The following is a 14,727-nucleotide window of genomic DNA, read 5'->3' as shown; positions in this document are numbered from 1 at the left end:
GCGCGCCGTCGCACACCTGGTAGAACGTTATGAAAGCCCAAGCCCGCCATATCCTGGTGAAAACCAGCGAAGAAGCCGAACAACTCAAGCAGCGCATCGCCAAGGGCGAAGCCTTCGATGTGCTCGCCAAGAAATACTCCACCTGCCCGTCGGGCAAGCGTGGGGGCGATCTGGGTGAAGTGCGGCCTGGGCAGATGGTGGGGGTGATCGACGCGGTGATCTTCAAGAAGCCGGTGAAAGTGGTTCACGGGCCGATCAAGAGCAAGTTCGGGTATCACTTGGTGCAGGTGTTTTATCGCGATTGAGTGTTTGGCTTGAGGCCGTTATCGGGAGCAAGCCCCCACAATGAACCACGTTCCTCCAGGTGAAATGCGGTTCATTGTGGGAGGGGGCTTGCTCCCGATCCGCCACAGGCGGCCATTCACCCTCGAGGAATCAACGCCCCCGGCACCTGAATCACCCGACTGGCCAACCGATGCCCAGCCTTCGCAGCCTCCTGCGGCGAAGCGCCTTTGAGCCGAGCGGCCAGGTACGCCGCACTGAACGAATCCCCCGCCGCCGTGGTGTCCACCACCGTCTCGACCTTCAGCGCCGGCACGGCAAAGCGTTCGCCGTCGCAGCGGATCAGACAGGCATCCGCGCCGCGCTTGAGCACCACCTCGGCAATCGCCGGGTACGCGGCGAACACCTGCTCGCTGTCGGTATAACCAAACAACGCGCACTCGTCGTCCTCGGTCAGCAAGGCCATATCCACCTCGGCCAACACCTGGTGATAGGCCGCGCGCGCCACATCCAGACTGGCCCACAGGCGCGGACGGTAGTTGTTGTCGAACACCACTGTGCCGCCGCGTCGACGGGTTTCGATCAGGGCGTGCAGTAAGCGCTCGCGGCCCATTTCCCCCAGCACCGCCAGGGTAATGCCGCTGAAATACACCACGTCGTAACCCGCCAGCGCCGCCAGGATCGGCACCGCCGCCGGCGTGGTGAAGCAGTCGCGCACCGCGGCTTCGTTGCGCCAGTAGAGGAATTTGCGTTCGCCGTTGGCGTCGGTCTGGATGCAATACAGGCCAGGCAAACGTCCGGGCAGGCGCTGGACCATGCCCAGCCCCAGGCCCTCGGCGCGCCACTGTTGGCACATGGCATCGCTGAAGCTGTCATCGCCCAGGGCCGTGACATAGTCGACCGTACCGACATCGCCCAATTCGCGGCGCAGGTACACCGCCGCGTTCAAGGTGTCGCCGCCGAAGCTTTGTTGCAGGCTGCCGTCGGCGCGGTGTTGCAGTTCGATCATGCATTCGCCGATGAGGGCGATGCGGGGTTTGGTGTTCATACCTGTTGTCTCCGGTGAGGCTGATGGCCCCATCGCGAGCAAGCCCGCTCCCACCTTTGAATGTGTTCACACAGGGGGCTTGCTCGCGATAGAGCCGGCGCGATCTAGAAGCAGGTAGGCAGCGACTCGATCACCTGCAACTGCTCGTCCACCAGGCAACCGATCCGCCACTTGTCGAAGGTCAGGCAAGGGTGCGATGTGCCGAAGGCAATGATGTCGCCGATGCGCAACTCGACGCCGGGCGCGACGGTCATGAACGCGTGCTGGTCCATCACGGCGGTGACGGTGCACGCGGTGACATCATCGCCTTGCGCCGGCACAATCCCGGCCCGGTAGCGCTTGAGCGGCACCGGCAATCCGGCATCGTAGGCGACGTCGCGCTTGCCCAGGGCGATCACCGCAAACCCCGGCTCCGGCAGCGATTGCACATGGGCCCAGACTTCCAGGGCCGGACGCAACCCCTCATGCAGATCGTTGCGACGCTCGAGCACGCAGCACTGTGCGTCCTTGTAGATGCCATGGTCATGGGCCACGTAGCTGCCGGGGCGCAATACGCTGAGGAAACGGCCGGCGGCGTTTTGCGCGGCGAAGGATTCAGCGATCAGGTCGTACCAGGCCGAACCCGACGCGGTGATGATCGGCTTGGGCAGATCGAACGAGCCGTTGTTTTGCAGGTCGACGGCCAGGCGCACCAGGCTGGCGGCGAAGTCGCGGATGCCGCTGATGGCGTGTTCGCCGTGGATCACGCCTTCGTAGCCTTCGATACCGGTCAGGGCCAGGGCCGGCTGGGCCTTGATCGCCTTGGCCAGCTCGCGCACGTCCTGCTCGCTGCGGCAGCCGCAACGACCGCCGACCACGCCGTATTCGATCATCACGTTCAGGCGCAAACCACGGGCGGCGAAGAACAGGCCCAGCTCGGCGACGTTGTCCGGGTGGTCGACCAGGCAGTGGAAGTCGAAATCCGCGTCGGCCAGCAACTCGGCGATCAACGCCATGTTCGGCGCGCCCACCAGTTGGTTGGCCATCAGCACACGGCGCACGCCACCGGCATAGGCGGCGCGGGTCTGCACGGCATTGGCCAGGGTGATGCCCCAGGCGCCGGCGGCGATCTGGCGCTGGAACAGCGCCGGCATCATGCTGGTTTTGCCGTGGGGCGCCAGTTCCGCGCCGCTGCGGCGGACAAAATCCTGCATCCAGCGAATGTTGTGTTCCAGGGCGTCGCGGTGCAGCACCAGGGCCGGCAGGCTGACGTCACGGACCAAGTGGGCGCCGACGGCAGCGGCGCCCTTTTCAACGGCATTGATGGCAGACATGCAATAGCTCCTATTCGTTGATGCGACGGGCCAGGTTGTTGGCGCTTTCGATCAACACCCGGCGATAGTCGTTGTAGTTTTTCAGCGCATCGGCCCGTGGGGCGACGATGCACAACGTCGCAATGCTGACGCCCTGCGCGTCCCGTACCGGGGCGGCGAAGCAATGGGTGAAGGTGTCGGCCACGCTGTCGAAGGAAAAGAACCCATCGAGGCTGGCCTGGCGGATCTGTGCGAGGAAGGTGTCCAGCGCCAGGCGCTCGCCATCCGGCAGGATGAAGTCGTCAGGGTCGATCAGGTCGACGATCTGCTGGTCGCTCAAATGCCCCAGCAACAGGCGCCCGGAAGCGGTCCACGGAATCGGTGCGTTTTCGCCGATGTCCGAGGAAATGCGGAAATGCCGCTCGCCTTCGCGCATCAGCGCCACCGTGTATTTGCGCCCGTTGAGCAGGCACATCTGCGCGGTTTCGTGGGTCTGGCTGACGATTTCCTGCAGGGCATGATCGGCCTCGCGGGAGAGGTCGAAGTGGCGCAGGTGCGCCTGGCCGAGAAAGTACAACTGGCGGCCGAGGTAGACGTGCCCGTCCTTGCCCACGGTCTCCAGGATGCGGCGCTCCAGCAGGGAAGCGACCAACTCGTAGACCGTGGACTTGGGGCTGCCGATGCCACTGGCAATATCATTCGGGCGCAGGGGTTGGCCGACCTCCTTGAGAAAATCGAGAATATCGAATGCACGGTCCAGGCCTTTGGCGCGGCGTTTGATGGTGTCTTCGGTCATGGAAGTTTCGGTCCGCTGAAAGAGATGTGCTGCACGGTGATCCCTTGTGGGAGAGGGCAAGCCCCCTCCCACACTTTGATCGGATGTGGTCTTGAGATTGGGGCATTTAGCCCTTTTTCTTGTAGGCCACGCAATCGATCTCCACCTTGCAGTCGACCATCATGTTCGCCTGCACACAGGCACGCGCCGGGGCGTGTTCGGGGGTGAAGTATTCGCCGAACACCTTGTTGAAACTCCAGAAGTCCCGCGGGTCTTCCAGCCACACGCCGACGCGCACCACGTCCTTGAGTTCGTAACCGGCCTCTTCGAGGATCGCCACCACGTTGCGCATGGTCTGCCGGGTTTGCTCGACGATCCCGCCATTGATGATTTCGCCGTCCATCGCCGGCACCTGGCCCGAGACATAGAGCCAGCCGTCCGCCTCCACCGCGCGGGCGAAAGGACGGGGCTGGCCGCCGCCGGCGGTGCTGCCGGTGCCGTAACGAGTAATGCTCATAAATATGCTCCTGATTAAAAACGAATATTCTTCAAAAATTCCGCCAGGCGCGGCGACTGCGGCCGTTCGAAGATGTCCTTCGACGAACCCTGTTCCTCGATGCGCCCCTGGTTCATGAAGACGATCTTGTCCGACACTTCATAGGCAAAGCGCATTTCGTGGGTGACCAGCAACATGGTCATGCCCTCCTCCGCCAACCCCTTGATCACGCTGAGCACTTCGCCCACCAGTTCGGGGTCGAGGGCCGAGGTGACTTCGTCGAACAGCATCAGGCTGGGGTTCATCGCAATCGCACGGGCAATCGCCACGCGCTGTTGCTGGCCGCCGGACAACTGACCGGGGAAATGATTGCGACGTTCTAGGAGTCCTACACGATCCAACCATTTTTCCGCCAAGGCCACGGCTTCGTCCTTAGGCATCTTCTTAACTTTCAACAAGCCTAAGGTGACGTTCTGCAACGCGGTCAAATGCGGGAACAGGTTGAACTGCTGGAACGCCATGCCGGTCAGCGCACGGTGCTGGGCGATCACACGCTCGGGGTGGCGAATGCGTTTGCCGGCGACTTCGCGGTAGCCGATGGACTCGCCGTCCAGGGTGATCTGCCCGCCCTGGAACTCTTCGAGCAGGTTGACGCAGCGCAGCAGCGTGGTCTTGCCCGAGCCGCTGGAGCCGATCAACGTCACCACGTTGCCGCGCTGCATGGACAGGTCGACACCCTTGAGCACTTCCACCGCGCCGTATTGTTTGCGCAGGCCGCGGATATCCAGCAGCGGTTGGGTCGTTTGAGGTTGGTTCATGGCAAGGCCACCCGCTTTTCAATGTAGCGCCCGAATAACTCGATGGCGTAGTTGATGACAAAGAACATAAAGCCTGCGAACAGGTAGAACTCCAGGGTCATGAAGGTGCGCGCGATCACCTGCTGGGTACTGAGCAGCAACTCGGCGACGCCGATCACCGACAGCAGGGTCGAGGCCTTGACGATTTCCGTGGAGGAATTGACCCAGGTCGGCAGGATCTGCCGCAGCGCCTGGGGCAGCAGCACGTAGGCCAGGGACTGTGGGAACGTCAGGCCGATCGCCTTGCCCGCTTCCAGTTGCCCACGGGGAATGGCTTGCAGCGCGCCGCGCACGATCTCCGAGACATGGGAGCCGCAGAACAGCGTCAGCCCGACGGCACCGGCCTGGAACGCGCTGATCTGCCAACCGAGCGCCGGCAGCATGTAGAAACACGCCAGCACCAGCACAAACACCGGCGTACCACGGATCAGGTCGACATACAGCCGGAACGGCGCGCGCATCCAGAATCTGCCGTAGGTCAGGATCAGCCCGGCGACGATGCCGATCAGGGTGCCGAAGATAATCGCCAGCGCCGACACATACACACTGGTCTGGAAGCCGGCCCACAGGGTGTCCCGGGCGATCCACAACTCATGCAGCCAGCTGGGGGATTGGTACATGGGAGCCTCTTCTAACGACGGATCGCCAGACGCTGTTCCAGGTAGCGGAGCAGCATGGCGATCAGGTAACAGGCGGCCACGTAGAGCGCGGTCGTGACCAGCCAGGTTTCAATCACCCGGTAGCTTTCGACGTTGATCTTGCGGGCGTAATAGGTCAGCTCGGGCACTGCGATCGCCGCGGCCAGGGAGGTGTCCTTGAACAACGAAATGAAGTTGTTCGACAGTGCCGGCAGCACGTTGCGCAGCATCACCGGCACGGTGATGTACGCACGGATGCGCCACTCGCCGAGGCCGATAGCCAACCCGGCTTCGCGCAAGCCCTTGGGAATATTCAACAGCCCGGCGCGGAACACTTCGGTCAGGTAGGCCCCGGCGTACAACGACAGGGTGATGATGAACGAGGGGATCTTGTCCAGGCGGATGCCCAGGCTGGGCAAGGCGAAGTAGATCAACAGGATCAGCACCAGGATCGGCGTATTGCGCACCACCGTCACATACACCGAGGCCAGGATGCGCAGTGCCCGGTGCCTGGACAGCATGGCGAACGCCATCAACAGGCCGATCACGCAGCCGATGGCGATCGACAGCAGCGCCAGTTCGAGGCCCAGCCACAGCCCCGCCAGCAAGGTGTCGAAATCGCGCCACACGGCGGCAAAGTTCAACTGATAGTTCATGGTCGACAGTACCTGATGGGGGCGCCATTGCCGGCGCCCCGGTTTTCACGAATCACTTGAACTCGACGGGGAAACCAATCGCCGGCTCGGGCAGATCGACGCCGAACCACTGCTTGAACGAGGCTTTGTAGGTGGGGAACTCCACACCGGTCATGGCTTCATGCAGCGCGGTATTGACGAAGTTCAGCCAGTCCTGGTCGCCACGCTTGACCGCGCACGCATAGGTCTGTGGGCTCCAGGCGTAGGCCGGGCTGCGGTAGCGGCCGGGGTTCTGCACCATCAGGTACTTGACCGAGGACTGGTCGGTGGCGGCGGCGTCGGCGCGGCCGGAGTTCACGGCCTGGTACATCAGGTCGACGCTGTCGTACTGGTCGACCTTGGCCTTGGGCAGCGCCTGGTGCACCAGCTCTTCGGCATACACGTTTTGCAGCACGGCCACGGTCACGCCATCGCCGGCGGCTTGCAGGTCTTCGATCTCTTTGTATTTGCTGTTGTTCGGCAGCAGCAGGCCGACGCCTTCGCGGTAGTACGGCAGGGTGAACGCCACCTGCTGGGCACGGCTGGCGGTGACGGTGATGAACTGGCAGCTCATGTCGACCTTGTCGGTCAGCAGGTTGGGAATCCGCGCGTCGGAGGACTGCACCACGAACTCGACCTTGCTCGGGTCATTGAACAAGCCCTTGGCCACGATGCGGCCGATGTCGATATCAAACCCCTGCAACTTGCCATCCGCTCCCTGGAAGTGCCACGGCGCATTGGTACTGCCTGTACCCACGATCAAATGCCCACGCTTGAGCACGTTATCGAGCTTGCTGTCCGCCGCCTGCACGATGCCTGCGAGGGAAGCCGATGCGGCGAAGAGAAAAACACACGCTTTGAACACGGAAGGTCGGTGATGCATGACAAGCACTCCAGAAGTTGTGTATTCCGCTATACCGGAACTTAGTATGTAACAACGGAATAGACAGCAGAAAGTGTGCCACACGCAGCAACACAGACCTATGCAGGAAATAAACGCGTTTTAAATCAGATGGATAAATCTTGAGGAGCGACAAGGCGCTGTGCCAGCAGTTACAACCACGCTGCTACCCAAGGCCCCATACGGCGGTGACAGGCTCATGGGAGCGCACCACTCCAGCGTTACCACGCCCCATTGCGGGGCAGGCGCAGGCACAGACCTGTGAAGGTTGACAGTAGACGACGGCGGACAGCGCGCTTAGCGTTGGCAGACAACCGTGCTGTCCAGGAGGAAAGCCATCATGGGGTATGCCAACGCGACTATTGCCAATGCCGAGGACTATCAACGGGTGCTGAGTACACCCCGCCCGGTGTTCCTGTTGTTCGTCTCAAGCCACTGCGCCGCCTGCTCCAACGCGGTGCCGCTGTTCAAGCGCATTGCCGGGGAGCACCCGGAGGCGGTCAGCCTGGTACTGGATTGCGCAGAGACGCCCAAGCACCCGGAAGTCACAGGCACTCCGACCCTGCTGGTCTATCTCAACGGCCTGATGGCGGAGAAAGCCAGGGGGTTCGGCCCCGAGCCTGAGCAGGCACAGTTCGTCGAGGGCCTCTTCAAGCGCTACGCCCCGCACTAGGGCGCAACGCCAGTTGTGTCAATGGAAGCCCAGGCGCATCGGCAAGGCCAGGGACAAACCGATCAACCGCGCACGGTCGCGCTGCTCCGGCGGCAACGTGTCCGCCAGGATCGCGATAAACACCAGGTTGGCAATGGGAATAAGGGGTGCTTCAGTGGGAACAGCGGCGGTCTTGGGGAAAGACGACAGGGGGGCTCCGAAAGGGTGTTCATGCAAGTCCTGCAATAACGAAAGGGCTTGAACCCTACAGTCGAGGCGCAGATTTCCTACAACGCAAAACTATTACAAGATCTGTAAAAGCCTCCCGATAGACTCAGTTTGTTATGACTTGTGGTGGCGGGCTTGCCACAGCGAGCCTCCCCAACCACCACAAGCCCCGCCCTTACCAGAACCGCTGCTGGGTCAACCGGCTCCACCAGGTCAGCAGCACCCGGTCCACCGAACCGCTGGCCGCCAGGCCCACGCGCTCTTGCAGACTTTTGCGCTCGGCATAGTGCAAGTGGAACACCTCGGCGGTCTTGGCCTTGGTGGCCAGGTATTCGTCGCTGGTCTGCAGTTCATCGACCAATAATTTGTCGAGGGCTGCAACACCCAGCCACACTTCTCCGGTCGCCACTTCGTCGATTGCCAGCTGCGGGCGATAGCGCGACACGAAGTTCTTGAACAGTTGATGGGTGATGTCCAGGTCTTGCTGGAACTTCTCCCGGCCCTTCTCGGTGTTTTCGCCAAACACCGTAAGGGTGCGTTTGTACTCGCCGGCGGTCAGCACTTCAAAGTCGATGTCGTGCTTCTTCAACAGGCGGTTGACGTTGGGCAACTGCGCCACCACGCCGATGGAGCCAAGGATCGCGAACGGGGCGCTGATGATCTTCTCGCCGATGCACGCCATCATGTAGCCGCCACTGGCCGCGACCTTGTCGATGCACACGGTCAACGGCACGCCCGCCTGGCGGATACGCGCCAGTTGCGACGAGGCCAAACCGTAGCTGTGCACCATGCCGCCGCCGCTTTCCAGGCGCAGCACCACTTCGTCCTTGGGCGTGGCCAGGCTTAACAGGGCGGTGATTTCATGGCGCAGGCTCTCGGTGGCCGAAGCCTTGATGTCGCCGTCGAAGTCGAGCACGAACACCCGTGGCTTGGCCTCGGGCTTGTGCTTGCCTTTTTTCTTTTCGGCTTTGCTTTCGGACTTGCGCAGGGCCTTGAGCTGGTCCTTGTCGAGCAGGGTCGACTCAAGGCGCTCACGCAGGTCTTTATAGAAATCATTGAGTTTGCTGACGTGCAGTTGACCGGCAGCTTTGCGACGACCTTTGCTGCGCAGTGCCGCGAAGCTGATCAGTACCACCAGAATAGCGACCACCAGGGTGACGGTCTTCGCCAGAAAGCTCGCGTATTCAGCCAAAAAATCCATGTGTCTCCTTAACAATGCACGGCGCCAGGCGCGAATGGCCCAAGCATACCGACGGGATCGCCATGGGGCCAGTGCTCAAACCGCCACCAGCGCGGCGCTCCAACGCGCTTTTAAAACAAGCGTATGTTTTTTCATTGACAGCACTTCGGCATCCTCATAACCTCGCCAGACTTCAACGTACCGGGAAAACGGACGTGGGCAGCATTTATCTGATTCGACATGGCCAGGCCTCCTTCGGTGCAGACGACTACGACGTGCTGTCGCCCGTCGGTGTGGAACAAGCGCAAGTGCTCGGTCGCCACCTGGCAGACATCGGCCTCACGTTCGACCGCTGCGTGTCCGGCGACCTGCGTCGCCAACAGCACACGGCCACGGCCGCTTTCGAGCAATACGGCGCCCTCGGCCTGCCGGTGCCGACCCTGGAAATCGACAGTGCCTTCAACGAATTCGACGGCGAAGCGATCATTCGCGCCCTGCTTCCCGACCTGCTGACCACCGAACCCGAAGCCCTGGACATCCTGCGCAACGCCGCGCAGAACCGCAGCGAATTCCAGCGTATCTTCGCCCTGATCATCGAGCGCTGGTTGACCGGCACCTACGATCCGCCCGGGCTGGAAAGCTGGCTGGGGTTCGTGGAGCGTGTCCAGGGCGGCCTGCAGCGCATTCTCGAAGCGGCGGATAACTCGCAGAAGATCGCCGTGTTCACCTCCGGCGGCACCATCACCGCCCTGCTCCACCTGATCACCCGAATACCGGCCGCCCAGGCCTTCGAACTGAACTGGCAAATTGTTAACACCTCGCTCAACCAGCTGAAATTCCGCGGGCGCGAGGTGGCACTGGCTTCCTTCAACAGCCATACCCACTTGCAACTGTTGAAGGCGCCGCAGCTCATCACCTTCCGGTGAACTGCGGCCAACCGTGACCCCAAGGTCACTGGACTCTACCCTTAAGGATCGAAACCATGACTGATGTAGCCAATGTTGTAGAAACGATGAAAGCCAAGTTCAACCCAGCTGCCGCTGCCGGCCTGGACGTTATCTTTGGTTTCCGTATCGACGAAAGCAAACACTTCAATCTGATCGTCAAGGACGGTGCCTGCGCGCTGCAAGAGGGTGAAAACCCGGATGCCAACGTGACCCTGGTCACCGACAGCGACACAATGGCCGGCATCGTCAGCGGCGAAACCGACGGCATGCAGGCGTTCATGGGCGGCAAGCTGAAGGTGGAAGGCGACATGATGTTGTCGATGAAACTGAGCGAGCTGTTCCCTTCCTGAGAACCTGGCTGTAAAGCCTGTTTCAAAACGGCAAATCCAAACCTGTGGCGAGGGAGCTTGCTCCCTCGCCACAGGTGCAGTGTCCGGCCTTGACTGAACGTCATTGCGCCATTGGCCGCGATCACCGGTCGCGTTCAGCCTGTCATGGTACATGCAGCAACAACGCCACCAACGCGCTCCAACCAGTCTGGTGCGAAGCCCCCAGGCCACGCCCGGTCTCGCCATGAAAATACTCATGAAACAACACCAGGTCGCGACTGGCCGGGTCCGCCTCCAGTTGCGCATACCCCACCATCGACGGTCGTGAACCGTTTTCATCCCTGAGCACCAGGCGCGTCAGCCGCTGGCTGAGGCTGTCGGCCACTTCCTCCAGGGACGACAGGTACCCGCTGCCCGTCGGGTACTCCACCGAGAAATCGTCCGCGTAGTAACGGTGAAACTCGCGCAGCGACTCGATCAGCATATAGTTCACCGGCATCCACAACGGCCCGCGCCAGTTGGAGTTGCCGCCGTACAAGCGTGAATCGGATTCGCCGGGCTGGTAGCGGGCGCACAGGGTGTTGCCATTCATCTTCAAGGCCAGGGGTTGTTCGGCAAACGCCTTGGACAAGGAGCGCACGCCAAACGCCGACAGAAACTCGTTTTCATCGAGCATGCGCCGCAGCAAGTCCTTGGTACGCTCGCCGCGCAACAGCGCCAGTAACAGGCGATTGCCCTGCCCCGGCTCGTTCCAGCGCGAGACCAATTTGGCCAGGTCCGGCCGATGCTTCATGAACCCCAACAGACTCTCGCGCAAACCCTCCAACCCTTCATGCTCGCGCTGTTCGAGCACCAGCACGGCGAACAACGGCATCAGACCGACGATGGAGCGCAGGCGCACCGGTTCGTTCTGGCCATCGGGACGGTGCAGCACGTCGTAGAAAAACAGGTCCTGCTCATCCCACAGGCCTTCGACGCTGTCATCGACACGGTTGATCGCACCAGCGATATACAAGAAGTGCTCGAAAAACTTCACCGAAATGTCGACGTACACGCCATTGCGCTTGGCCAGCTCCAGCCCCATGCGCATCAGGTCCAGCGCATAGGCGGCGACCCACGCAGTGCCATCGGCCTGGTCGAGCAGGTAACCCGGCGGCAACGCGGCCGAGCGGTCGAACAAGGCAATATTGTCCAGGCCCAGGAAGCCGCCCTGGAACAGGTTGCGCCCCTCAGCATCCTTGCGGTTGACCCACCAGGAAAAATTCAGCAGCAGCTTGTGGAAGATCCGCTCCAGAAAATCCAGATCGCCTACGCCGGTCAGCGCCTTATCCTGCTGGTAAACCCGCCAGCTGGCCCAGGCATGCACCGGTGGGTTGGCGTCGTCGAAGCGCCATTCATAGGCCGGCAACTGACCATTGGGGTGCATGAAACGGTCCTTCACCAGCAGCAACAATTGTTGTTTGGCGAACCCAGGGTCAATCAGCGCCAACGCCACCGCCTGGAAACCCTGGTCCCAGGAGGCATACCACGGGTATTCCCAGGTGTCGGGCATGGACAGGATGTCGAAGTTGGACAAGTGCCGCCAATGGGTATTGCGGATGTGCAGGCGCTCGGGCGGCGGTGCGGGCTGGGCCGGGTCGCCGTCGAGCCACTGGTTCACGTCGAAATAGTAGAGCTGCTTGGACCACAGCAACCCGGCCAATGCCTGGCGCTGCACATTGCGCGCATCGGCGTCGGCGATGCCGTGTTGCAAGGCGGCATAGAAGTCATCGGCCTCCTGACGGCGCAACTCGAAGAGCTTGCGGGCGTTGACGGTGGGCGCATCGGTGGGCGCAAAACGCAAGTAGAGGGTTTTATGCTCCAGCCCCGCCAGGTCAAGGATGAAACGCGCGGCGACCTTGGTGCCTGCGTCGTGGCGAATCGCCGATTGAACGCCGTCGACCACGTAATCGTTGATGCCATCCTTGAACGGCCCCGGCGCCGGTTGCCCGTCCAGCCGGGGCGCGTTGCTTTCGTTTTCGCAGAACAGCCACTCCACGCCGTCCTGGCCCCAGGCGCTGAGATGACGATCACTGAGGGCATGATGGCGGGCCAGTACCTGGGCGCCGTCCAGGCGCAACTGCGGCTTGGGCGCGTCGAAGGTCCAGCTCCAGTCATTGCGCGCCCACAATTGCGGCAGCACCTGCAGGCGGGTCGGTTGACCGGAACGGTTATGCACGGTGACGCGCATAAAGAGGTCGTCGGGCCGATGCTTGGCATATTCGACGCTGACGTCGCAGTAGCGGTTGTCCTCGAACACGCCGGTGTCGAGGATTTCATATTCGGCATCCTCAAGCCCGCGCCGTGCGTTTTCGGCGATCAGGTCGGCGTAGGGAAACGCCCCATGGGGATACTTGTAAAGCATGCGCATGTAGGCATGGCTCGGTACACCGTCGACGAAAAAGTACAGTTCCTTGACGTCCTCACCGTGGTTGCCCTCCGCGTTGTTCAGGCCGAACAGACGCTCCTTGAGGATCGCGTCGCGCTCGTTCCACAGGGCCAGGCCCAGGCACCAGCGTTGCGCCTTGTCGCTGAAACCGGCCAGGCCATCCTCACCCCAACGGTAAGCACGGCTGCGCGCATGTTCGTGGGGGAAGTAGGCCCAGGCGTCGCCATCGGCGCTGTAATCCTCGCGCACCGTGCCCCACTGGCGTTCGCTCAGGTAGGGCCCCCACTCGCGCCAGCTGGCGGCCGCCTCGCCGGCCAGACGCTGGCCTTCAGTCGTTTGCAGAATCGTGGCAGTCATCCAAGCCTCCCTCGGCCGTCGCGTGAAGGCCAGTGTAGAGCCCATCCCTCGCCTGCGCACATGAAGACGGCTCTACCCCAGTCATTCATTTGCAGAATGAAGTCCAGAGGAATCTTCGTTTGCGCAGCCCCACGGCGCCCAACAGAATCGGCACAACGGCATTCATTACTCTTACCGCAGCCAGGAATTTTTCTATGCCCACCGTTTCGTTCATCAGCCCCGACGACATCCGCAAAGGCTTTTCCAAGGCCATGTCCGACATGTACCGCGCTGAAGTGCCCCTGTACGGCGCGCTGATGGAGCTGGTCGCCGAAATCAACCGTGGCGTGCTCGATGCCGACCCGCGCCTGGCGCAGCACCTGCAACGCACCGGCGAGCTCCAGCGCCTGGACATGGAACGCCATGGCGCCATCCGCCTGGGGACTGCCGCGGAACTGGCCACCATTGGCCGGCTGTTCGCGGTGATGGGCATGCAGCCGGTGGGCTATTACGACCTGACCCCCGCCGGCGTGCCGGTGCACTCCACCGCGTTTCGCGCCGTGCACGAAAGCGCGCTGCAAACCAGCCCGTTTCGCGTATTCACCTCGTTGCTGCGCCTGGAACTGATCGAAAACCCCGACCTGCGCGCCTTCGCCGAAGCCGCCCTGGCCAAGCGCTCGATCTTCACCCCGCGCGCCCTCGCGCTGATCGAACAAGCGGAAAAACACGGCGGCCTCGGTGCAGCGGATGCCGACGAATTTATCCGCCAAGCCCTGGAAACCTTCCGCTGGCACCACACCGCCACGGTCACCGCCGCCCAGTACCAGCAACTCAGCGACCAGCACCGCCTGATCGCCGACGTGGTGGCCTTCAAGGGCCCGCACATCAACCATCTGACCCCGCGCACCCTGGACATCGACCAGGTCCAGGCAGCCATGCCCGGCAAAGGCATCACCCCTAAAGCCGTGATCGAAGGCCCACCGCGCCGCAATTGCCCGATCCTGTTGCGCCAGACCAGCTTCAAGGCCCTCGACGAATCCATCGCCTTCACCGACGCCCAGGGCAGCCACAGCGCGCGCTTCGGCGAGATCGAACAGCGTGGCGTAGCGCTAACGCCCAAGGGCCGTGCGCTCTACGACCAGTTGCTCAACGCCGCCCGCGATGAACTGGGCGCGTTTCCCAACGAAGGCAACGCCGCGCGTTACATGGCATTGATGACGCAGCACTTCCAGGCTTTCCCGGACAACCACGCGCAGATGCGTGAACAAGGCCTGGCGTATTTTCGTTATTTCGCGACGGAAAAAGGCCTGGCGGCACGCGGTCAAGCCGATCGACCACGCACCCTGGACGCGCTGATCGCAGCCGGCCATGTGGATGTGGAGCCATTGGTGTATGAAGATTTTCTGCCGGTCAGTGCGGCGGGGATTTTTCAGTCGAACCTTGGGGATGCCGCCCAGAGTCACTATGTGGCCAATGCCAATCAGGCGGAATTCGAGCAGGCGCTGGGGCGCCAGACCCTGGACGAATTGAAGCTGTACGAGCAGACGCAGCAGCGCTCGATCGATGAATGCACTCAGGCGCTGTTGGCATAGAGAGGTGCCCGCCCGGCTCGCCAGCGTAGTCCTTACGCCGCAGAAGTCCCCAGGGCCGGGGGGCGGCGGGGA

15 protein-coding genes and 1 pseudogene are annotated in these 14,727 nt (G+C 62.1%); 5 read left to right on the top strand and 11 right to left on the bottom strand.

The genetic code is table 11. From position 1 onward, the window contains the following. Nucleotides 1–29: 29 nt before the first annotated feature. Complete coding sequence (locus BLR63_RS05880) at nucleotides 30–305, top strand: peptidylprolyl isomerase (RefSeq protein ID WP_010564624.1); 276 nt, start codon at nucleotides 30–32, stop codon at nucleotides 303–305. Between the two features lie 116 nt (nucleotides 306–421). Here the strand turns inward: BLR63_RS05880 and BLR63_RS05875 are convergent, their stop codons facing one another. From BLR63_RS05875 to BLR63_RS05840, 8 genes are all read right to left on the bottom strand, one after another. Further along, the gene (locus tag BLR63_RS05875; protein ID WP_010564623.1) at nucleotides 422–1,330 is read right to left on the bottom strand and encodes a sugar kinase; all 909 of its coding nucleotides are present in this window, start codon (nucleotides 1,328–1,330) and stop codon (nucleotides 422–424) included. Nucleotides 1,331–1,434: 104 nt separating this feature from the next. Beyond that, nucleotides 1,435–2,643, bottom strand: coding sequence for an amino acid deaminase (locus BLR63_RS05870; protein WP_010564622.1), 1,209 nt, complete (start codon nucleotides 2,641–2,643; stop codon nucleotides 1,435–1,437). A 10-nt stretch (nucleotides 2,644–2,653) separates the two neighbouring features. Next, the gene (locus BLR63_RS05865) at nucleotides 2,654–3,418 is read right to left on the bottom strand and encodes an IclR family transcriptional regulator (protein ID WP_010564621.1); all 765 of its coding nucleotides are present in this window, start codon (nucleotides 3,416–3,418) and stop codon (nucleotides 2,654–2,656) included. A gap of 106 nt (nucleotides 3,419–3,524) precedes the next feature. After that, on the bottom strand, nucleotides 3,525–3,914 hold the full coding sequence (locus BLR63_RS05860) for a RidA family protein (protein ID WP_010564620.1): 390 nt from the start codon (nucleotides 3,912–3,914) through the stop codon (nucleotides 3,525–3,527). A gap of 14 nt (nucleotides 3,915–3,928) precedes the next feature. Next, nucleotides 3,929–4,711 (bottom strand): amino acid ABC transporter ATP-binding protein, encoded by a 783-nt coding sequence (locus BLR63_RS05855; RefSeq protein ID WP_010564619.1) that lies wholly within the window; start codon nucleotides 4,709–4,711, stop codon nucleotides 3,929–3,931. After that, nucleotides 4,708–5,370 carry an amino acid ABC transporter permease gene (locus tag BLR63_RS05850; RefSeq protein ID WP_010564618.1) on the bottom strand — a complete coding sequence of 221 codons (663 nt, stop codon included), beginning with the start codon at nucleotides 5,368–5,370 and terminating at the stop codon, nucleotides 4,708–4,710. The genes BLR63_RS05855 and BLR63_RS05850 overlap by 4 nt, the downstream gene beginning before the upstream one ends. Nucleotides 5,371–5,381: 11 nt before the next feature. Beyond that, nucleotides 5,382–6,044 carry an amino acid ABC transporter permease gene (locus BLR63_RS05845; RefSeq protein WP_010564617.1) on the bottom strand — a complete coding sequence of 221 codons (663 nt, stop codon included), beginning with the start codon at nucleotides 6,042–6,044 and terminating at the stop codon, nucleotides 5,382–5,384. Between the two features lie 52 nt (nucleotides 6,045–6,096). Then, the gene (locus tag BLR63_RS05840; protein ID WP_010564616.1) at nucleotides 6,097–6,945 is read right to left on the bottom strand and encodes a transporter substrate-binding domain-containing protein; all 849 of its coding nucleotides are present in this window, start codon (nucleotides 6,943–6,945) and stop codon (nucleotides 6,097–6,099) included. A 358-nt stretch (nucleotides 6,946–7,303) separates the two neighbouring features. Here BLR63_RS05840 and BLR63_RS05835 point away from each other — a divergent pair, with 358 nt between their 5' ends. Beyond that, nucleotides 7,304–7,636, top strand: a complete 333-nt coding sequence (locus BLR63_RS05835; protein ID WP_010564615.1) for a thioredoxin family protein — start codon at nucleotides 7,304–7,306, stop codon at nucleotides 7,634–7,636. Nucleotides 7,637–7,666: 30 nt separating this feature from the next. Here the strand turns inward: BLR63_RS05835 and BLR63_RS32285 are convergent. After that, a pseudogene (locus BLR63_RS32285) lies at nucleotides 7,667–7,780 on the bottom strand (TerC family protein); the annotation flags it as partial. A 238-nt stretch (nucleotides 7,781–8,018) separates the two neighbouring features. After that, the gene (gene sohB / locus BLR63_RS05825; RefSeq protein ID WP_010564613.1) at nucleotides 8,019–9,044 is read right to left on the bottom strand and encodes a protease SohB; all 1,026 of its coding nucleotides are present in this window, start codon (nucleotides 9,042–9,044) and stop codon (nucleotides 8,019–8,021) included. Between the two features lie 194 nt (nucleotides 9,045–9,238). Between sohB and BLR63_RS05820 the strand changes: the two genes are divergently transcribed. Both BLR63_RS05820 and BLR63_RS05815 read left to right on the top strand, forming a co-directional pair. Beyond that, the gene (locus tag BLR63_RS05820; protein WP_010564612.1) at nucleotides 9,239–9,949 is read left to right on the top strand and encodes a histidine phosphatase family protein; all 711 of its coding nucleotides are present in this window, start codon (nucleotides 9,239–9,241) and stop codon (nucleotides 9,947–9,949) included. 56 nt (nucleotides 9,950–10,005) lie between these two features. Beyond that, nucleotides 10,006–10,320, top strand: coding sequence for an SCP2 sterol-binding domain-containing protein (locus BLR63_RS05815; RefSeq protein WP_010564611.1), 315 nt, complete (start codon nucleotides 10,006–10,008; stop codon nucleotides 10,318–10,320). Between the two features lie 142 nt (nucleotides 10,321–10,462). On the opposite strand, the gene BLR63_RS05810 is transcribed toward BLR63_RS05815, so the two are convergent. Further along, entirely contained in the window at nucleotides 10,463–13,084 is a 2,622-nt protein-coding gene (locus tag BLR63_RS05810; RefSeq protein WP_010564610.1) for an MGH1-like glycoside hydrolase domain-containing protein, read from the bottom strand. 194 nt (nucleotides 13,085–13,278) lie between these two features. On the opposite strand from BLR63_RS05810, the gene hglS reads away from it, so the two are divergent. After that, a complete protein-coding gene (hglS, locus tag BLR63_RS05805; protein WP_010564609.1) occupies nucleotides 13,279–14,655 on the top strand; it encodes a 2-oxoadipate dioxygenase/decarboxylase HglS in 1,377 nt (458 codons plus the stop codon). Nucleotides 14,656–14,727: the final 72 nt, after the last annotated feature.

The organism is Pseudomonas extremaustralis (assembly GCF_900102035.1).
In the GTDB taxonomy this organism is placed as follows: Bacteria; Pseudomonadota; Gammaproteobacteria; order Pseudomonadales; family Pseudomonadaceae; genus Aquipseudomonas; species Aquipseudomonas extremaustralis.
The sequence above is the reverse complement of the archived record's forward strand: the minus strand, read 5'-3'. Positions and strand labels throughout refer to the sequence as shown.

What these genes read in the sequence shown, in the direction of transcription:
- BLR63_RS05815 (WP_010564611.1), top strand. Translation starts at nt 10,006, where the DNA reads ATGACTGATGTAGCCAATGTTGTAGAAACGATGAAAGCCAAGTTCAAC.
- BLR63_RS05835 (WP_010564615.1), top strand. Translation starts at nt 7,304, where the DNA reads ATGGGGTATGCCAACGCGACTATTGCCAATGCCGAGGACTATCAACGG.
- hglS (WP_010564609.1), top strand. Translation starts at nt 13,279, where the DNA reads ATGCCCACCGTTTCGTTCATCAGCCCCGACGACATCCGCAAAGGCTTT.
- sohB (WP_010564613.1), bottom strand. Translation starts at nt 9,044, where the DNA reads ATGGATTTTTTGGCTGAATACGCGAGCTTTCTGGCGAAGACCGTCACC.
- BLR63_RS05860 (WP_010564620.1), bottom strand. Translation starts at nt 3,914, where the DNA reads ATGAGCATTACTCGTTACGGCACCGGCAGCACCGCCGGCGGCGGCCAG.
- BLR63_RS05840 (WP_010564616.1), bottom strand. Translation starts at nt 6,945, where the DNA reads ATGCATCACCGACCTTCCGTGTTCAAAGCGTGTGTTTTTCTCTTCGCC.
- BLR63_RS05870 (WP_010564622.1), bottom strand. Translation starts at nt 2,643, where the DNA reads ATGTCTGCCATCAATGCCGTTGAAAAGGGCGCCGCTGCCGTCGGCGCC.
- BLR63_RS05855 (WP_010564619.1), bottom strand. Translation starts at nt 4,711, where the DNA reads ATGAACCAACCTCAAACGACCCAACCGCTGCTGGATATCCGCGGCCTG.
- BLR63_RS05850 (WP_010564618.1), bottom strand. Translation starts at nt 5,370, where the DNA reads ATGTACCAATCCCCCAGCTGGCTGCATGAGTTGTGGATCGCCCGGGAC.
- BLR63_RS05810 (WP_010564610.1), bottom strand. Translation starts at nt 13,084, where the DNA reads ATGACTGCCACGATTCTGCAAACGACTGAAGGCCAGCGTCTGGCCGGC.
- BLR63_RS05865 (WP_010564621.1), bottom strand. Translation starts at nt 3,418, where the DNA reads ATGACCGAAGACACCATCAAACGCCGCGCCAAAGGCCTGGACCGTGCA.
- BLR63_RS05875 (WP_010564623.1), bottom strand. Translation starts at nt 1,330, where the DNA reads ATGAACACCAAACCCCGCATCGCCCTCATCGGCGAATGCATGATCGAA.
- BLR63_RS05845 (WP_010564617.1), bottom strand. Translation starts at nt 6,044, where the DNA reads ATGAACTATCAGTTGAACTTTGCCGCCGTGTGGCGCGATTTCGACACC.
- BLR63_RS05880 (WP_010564624.1), top strand. Translation starts at nt 30, where the DNA reads ATGAAAGCCCAAGCCCGCCATATCCTGGTGAAAACCAGCGAAGAAGCC.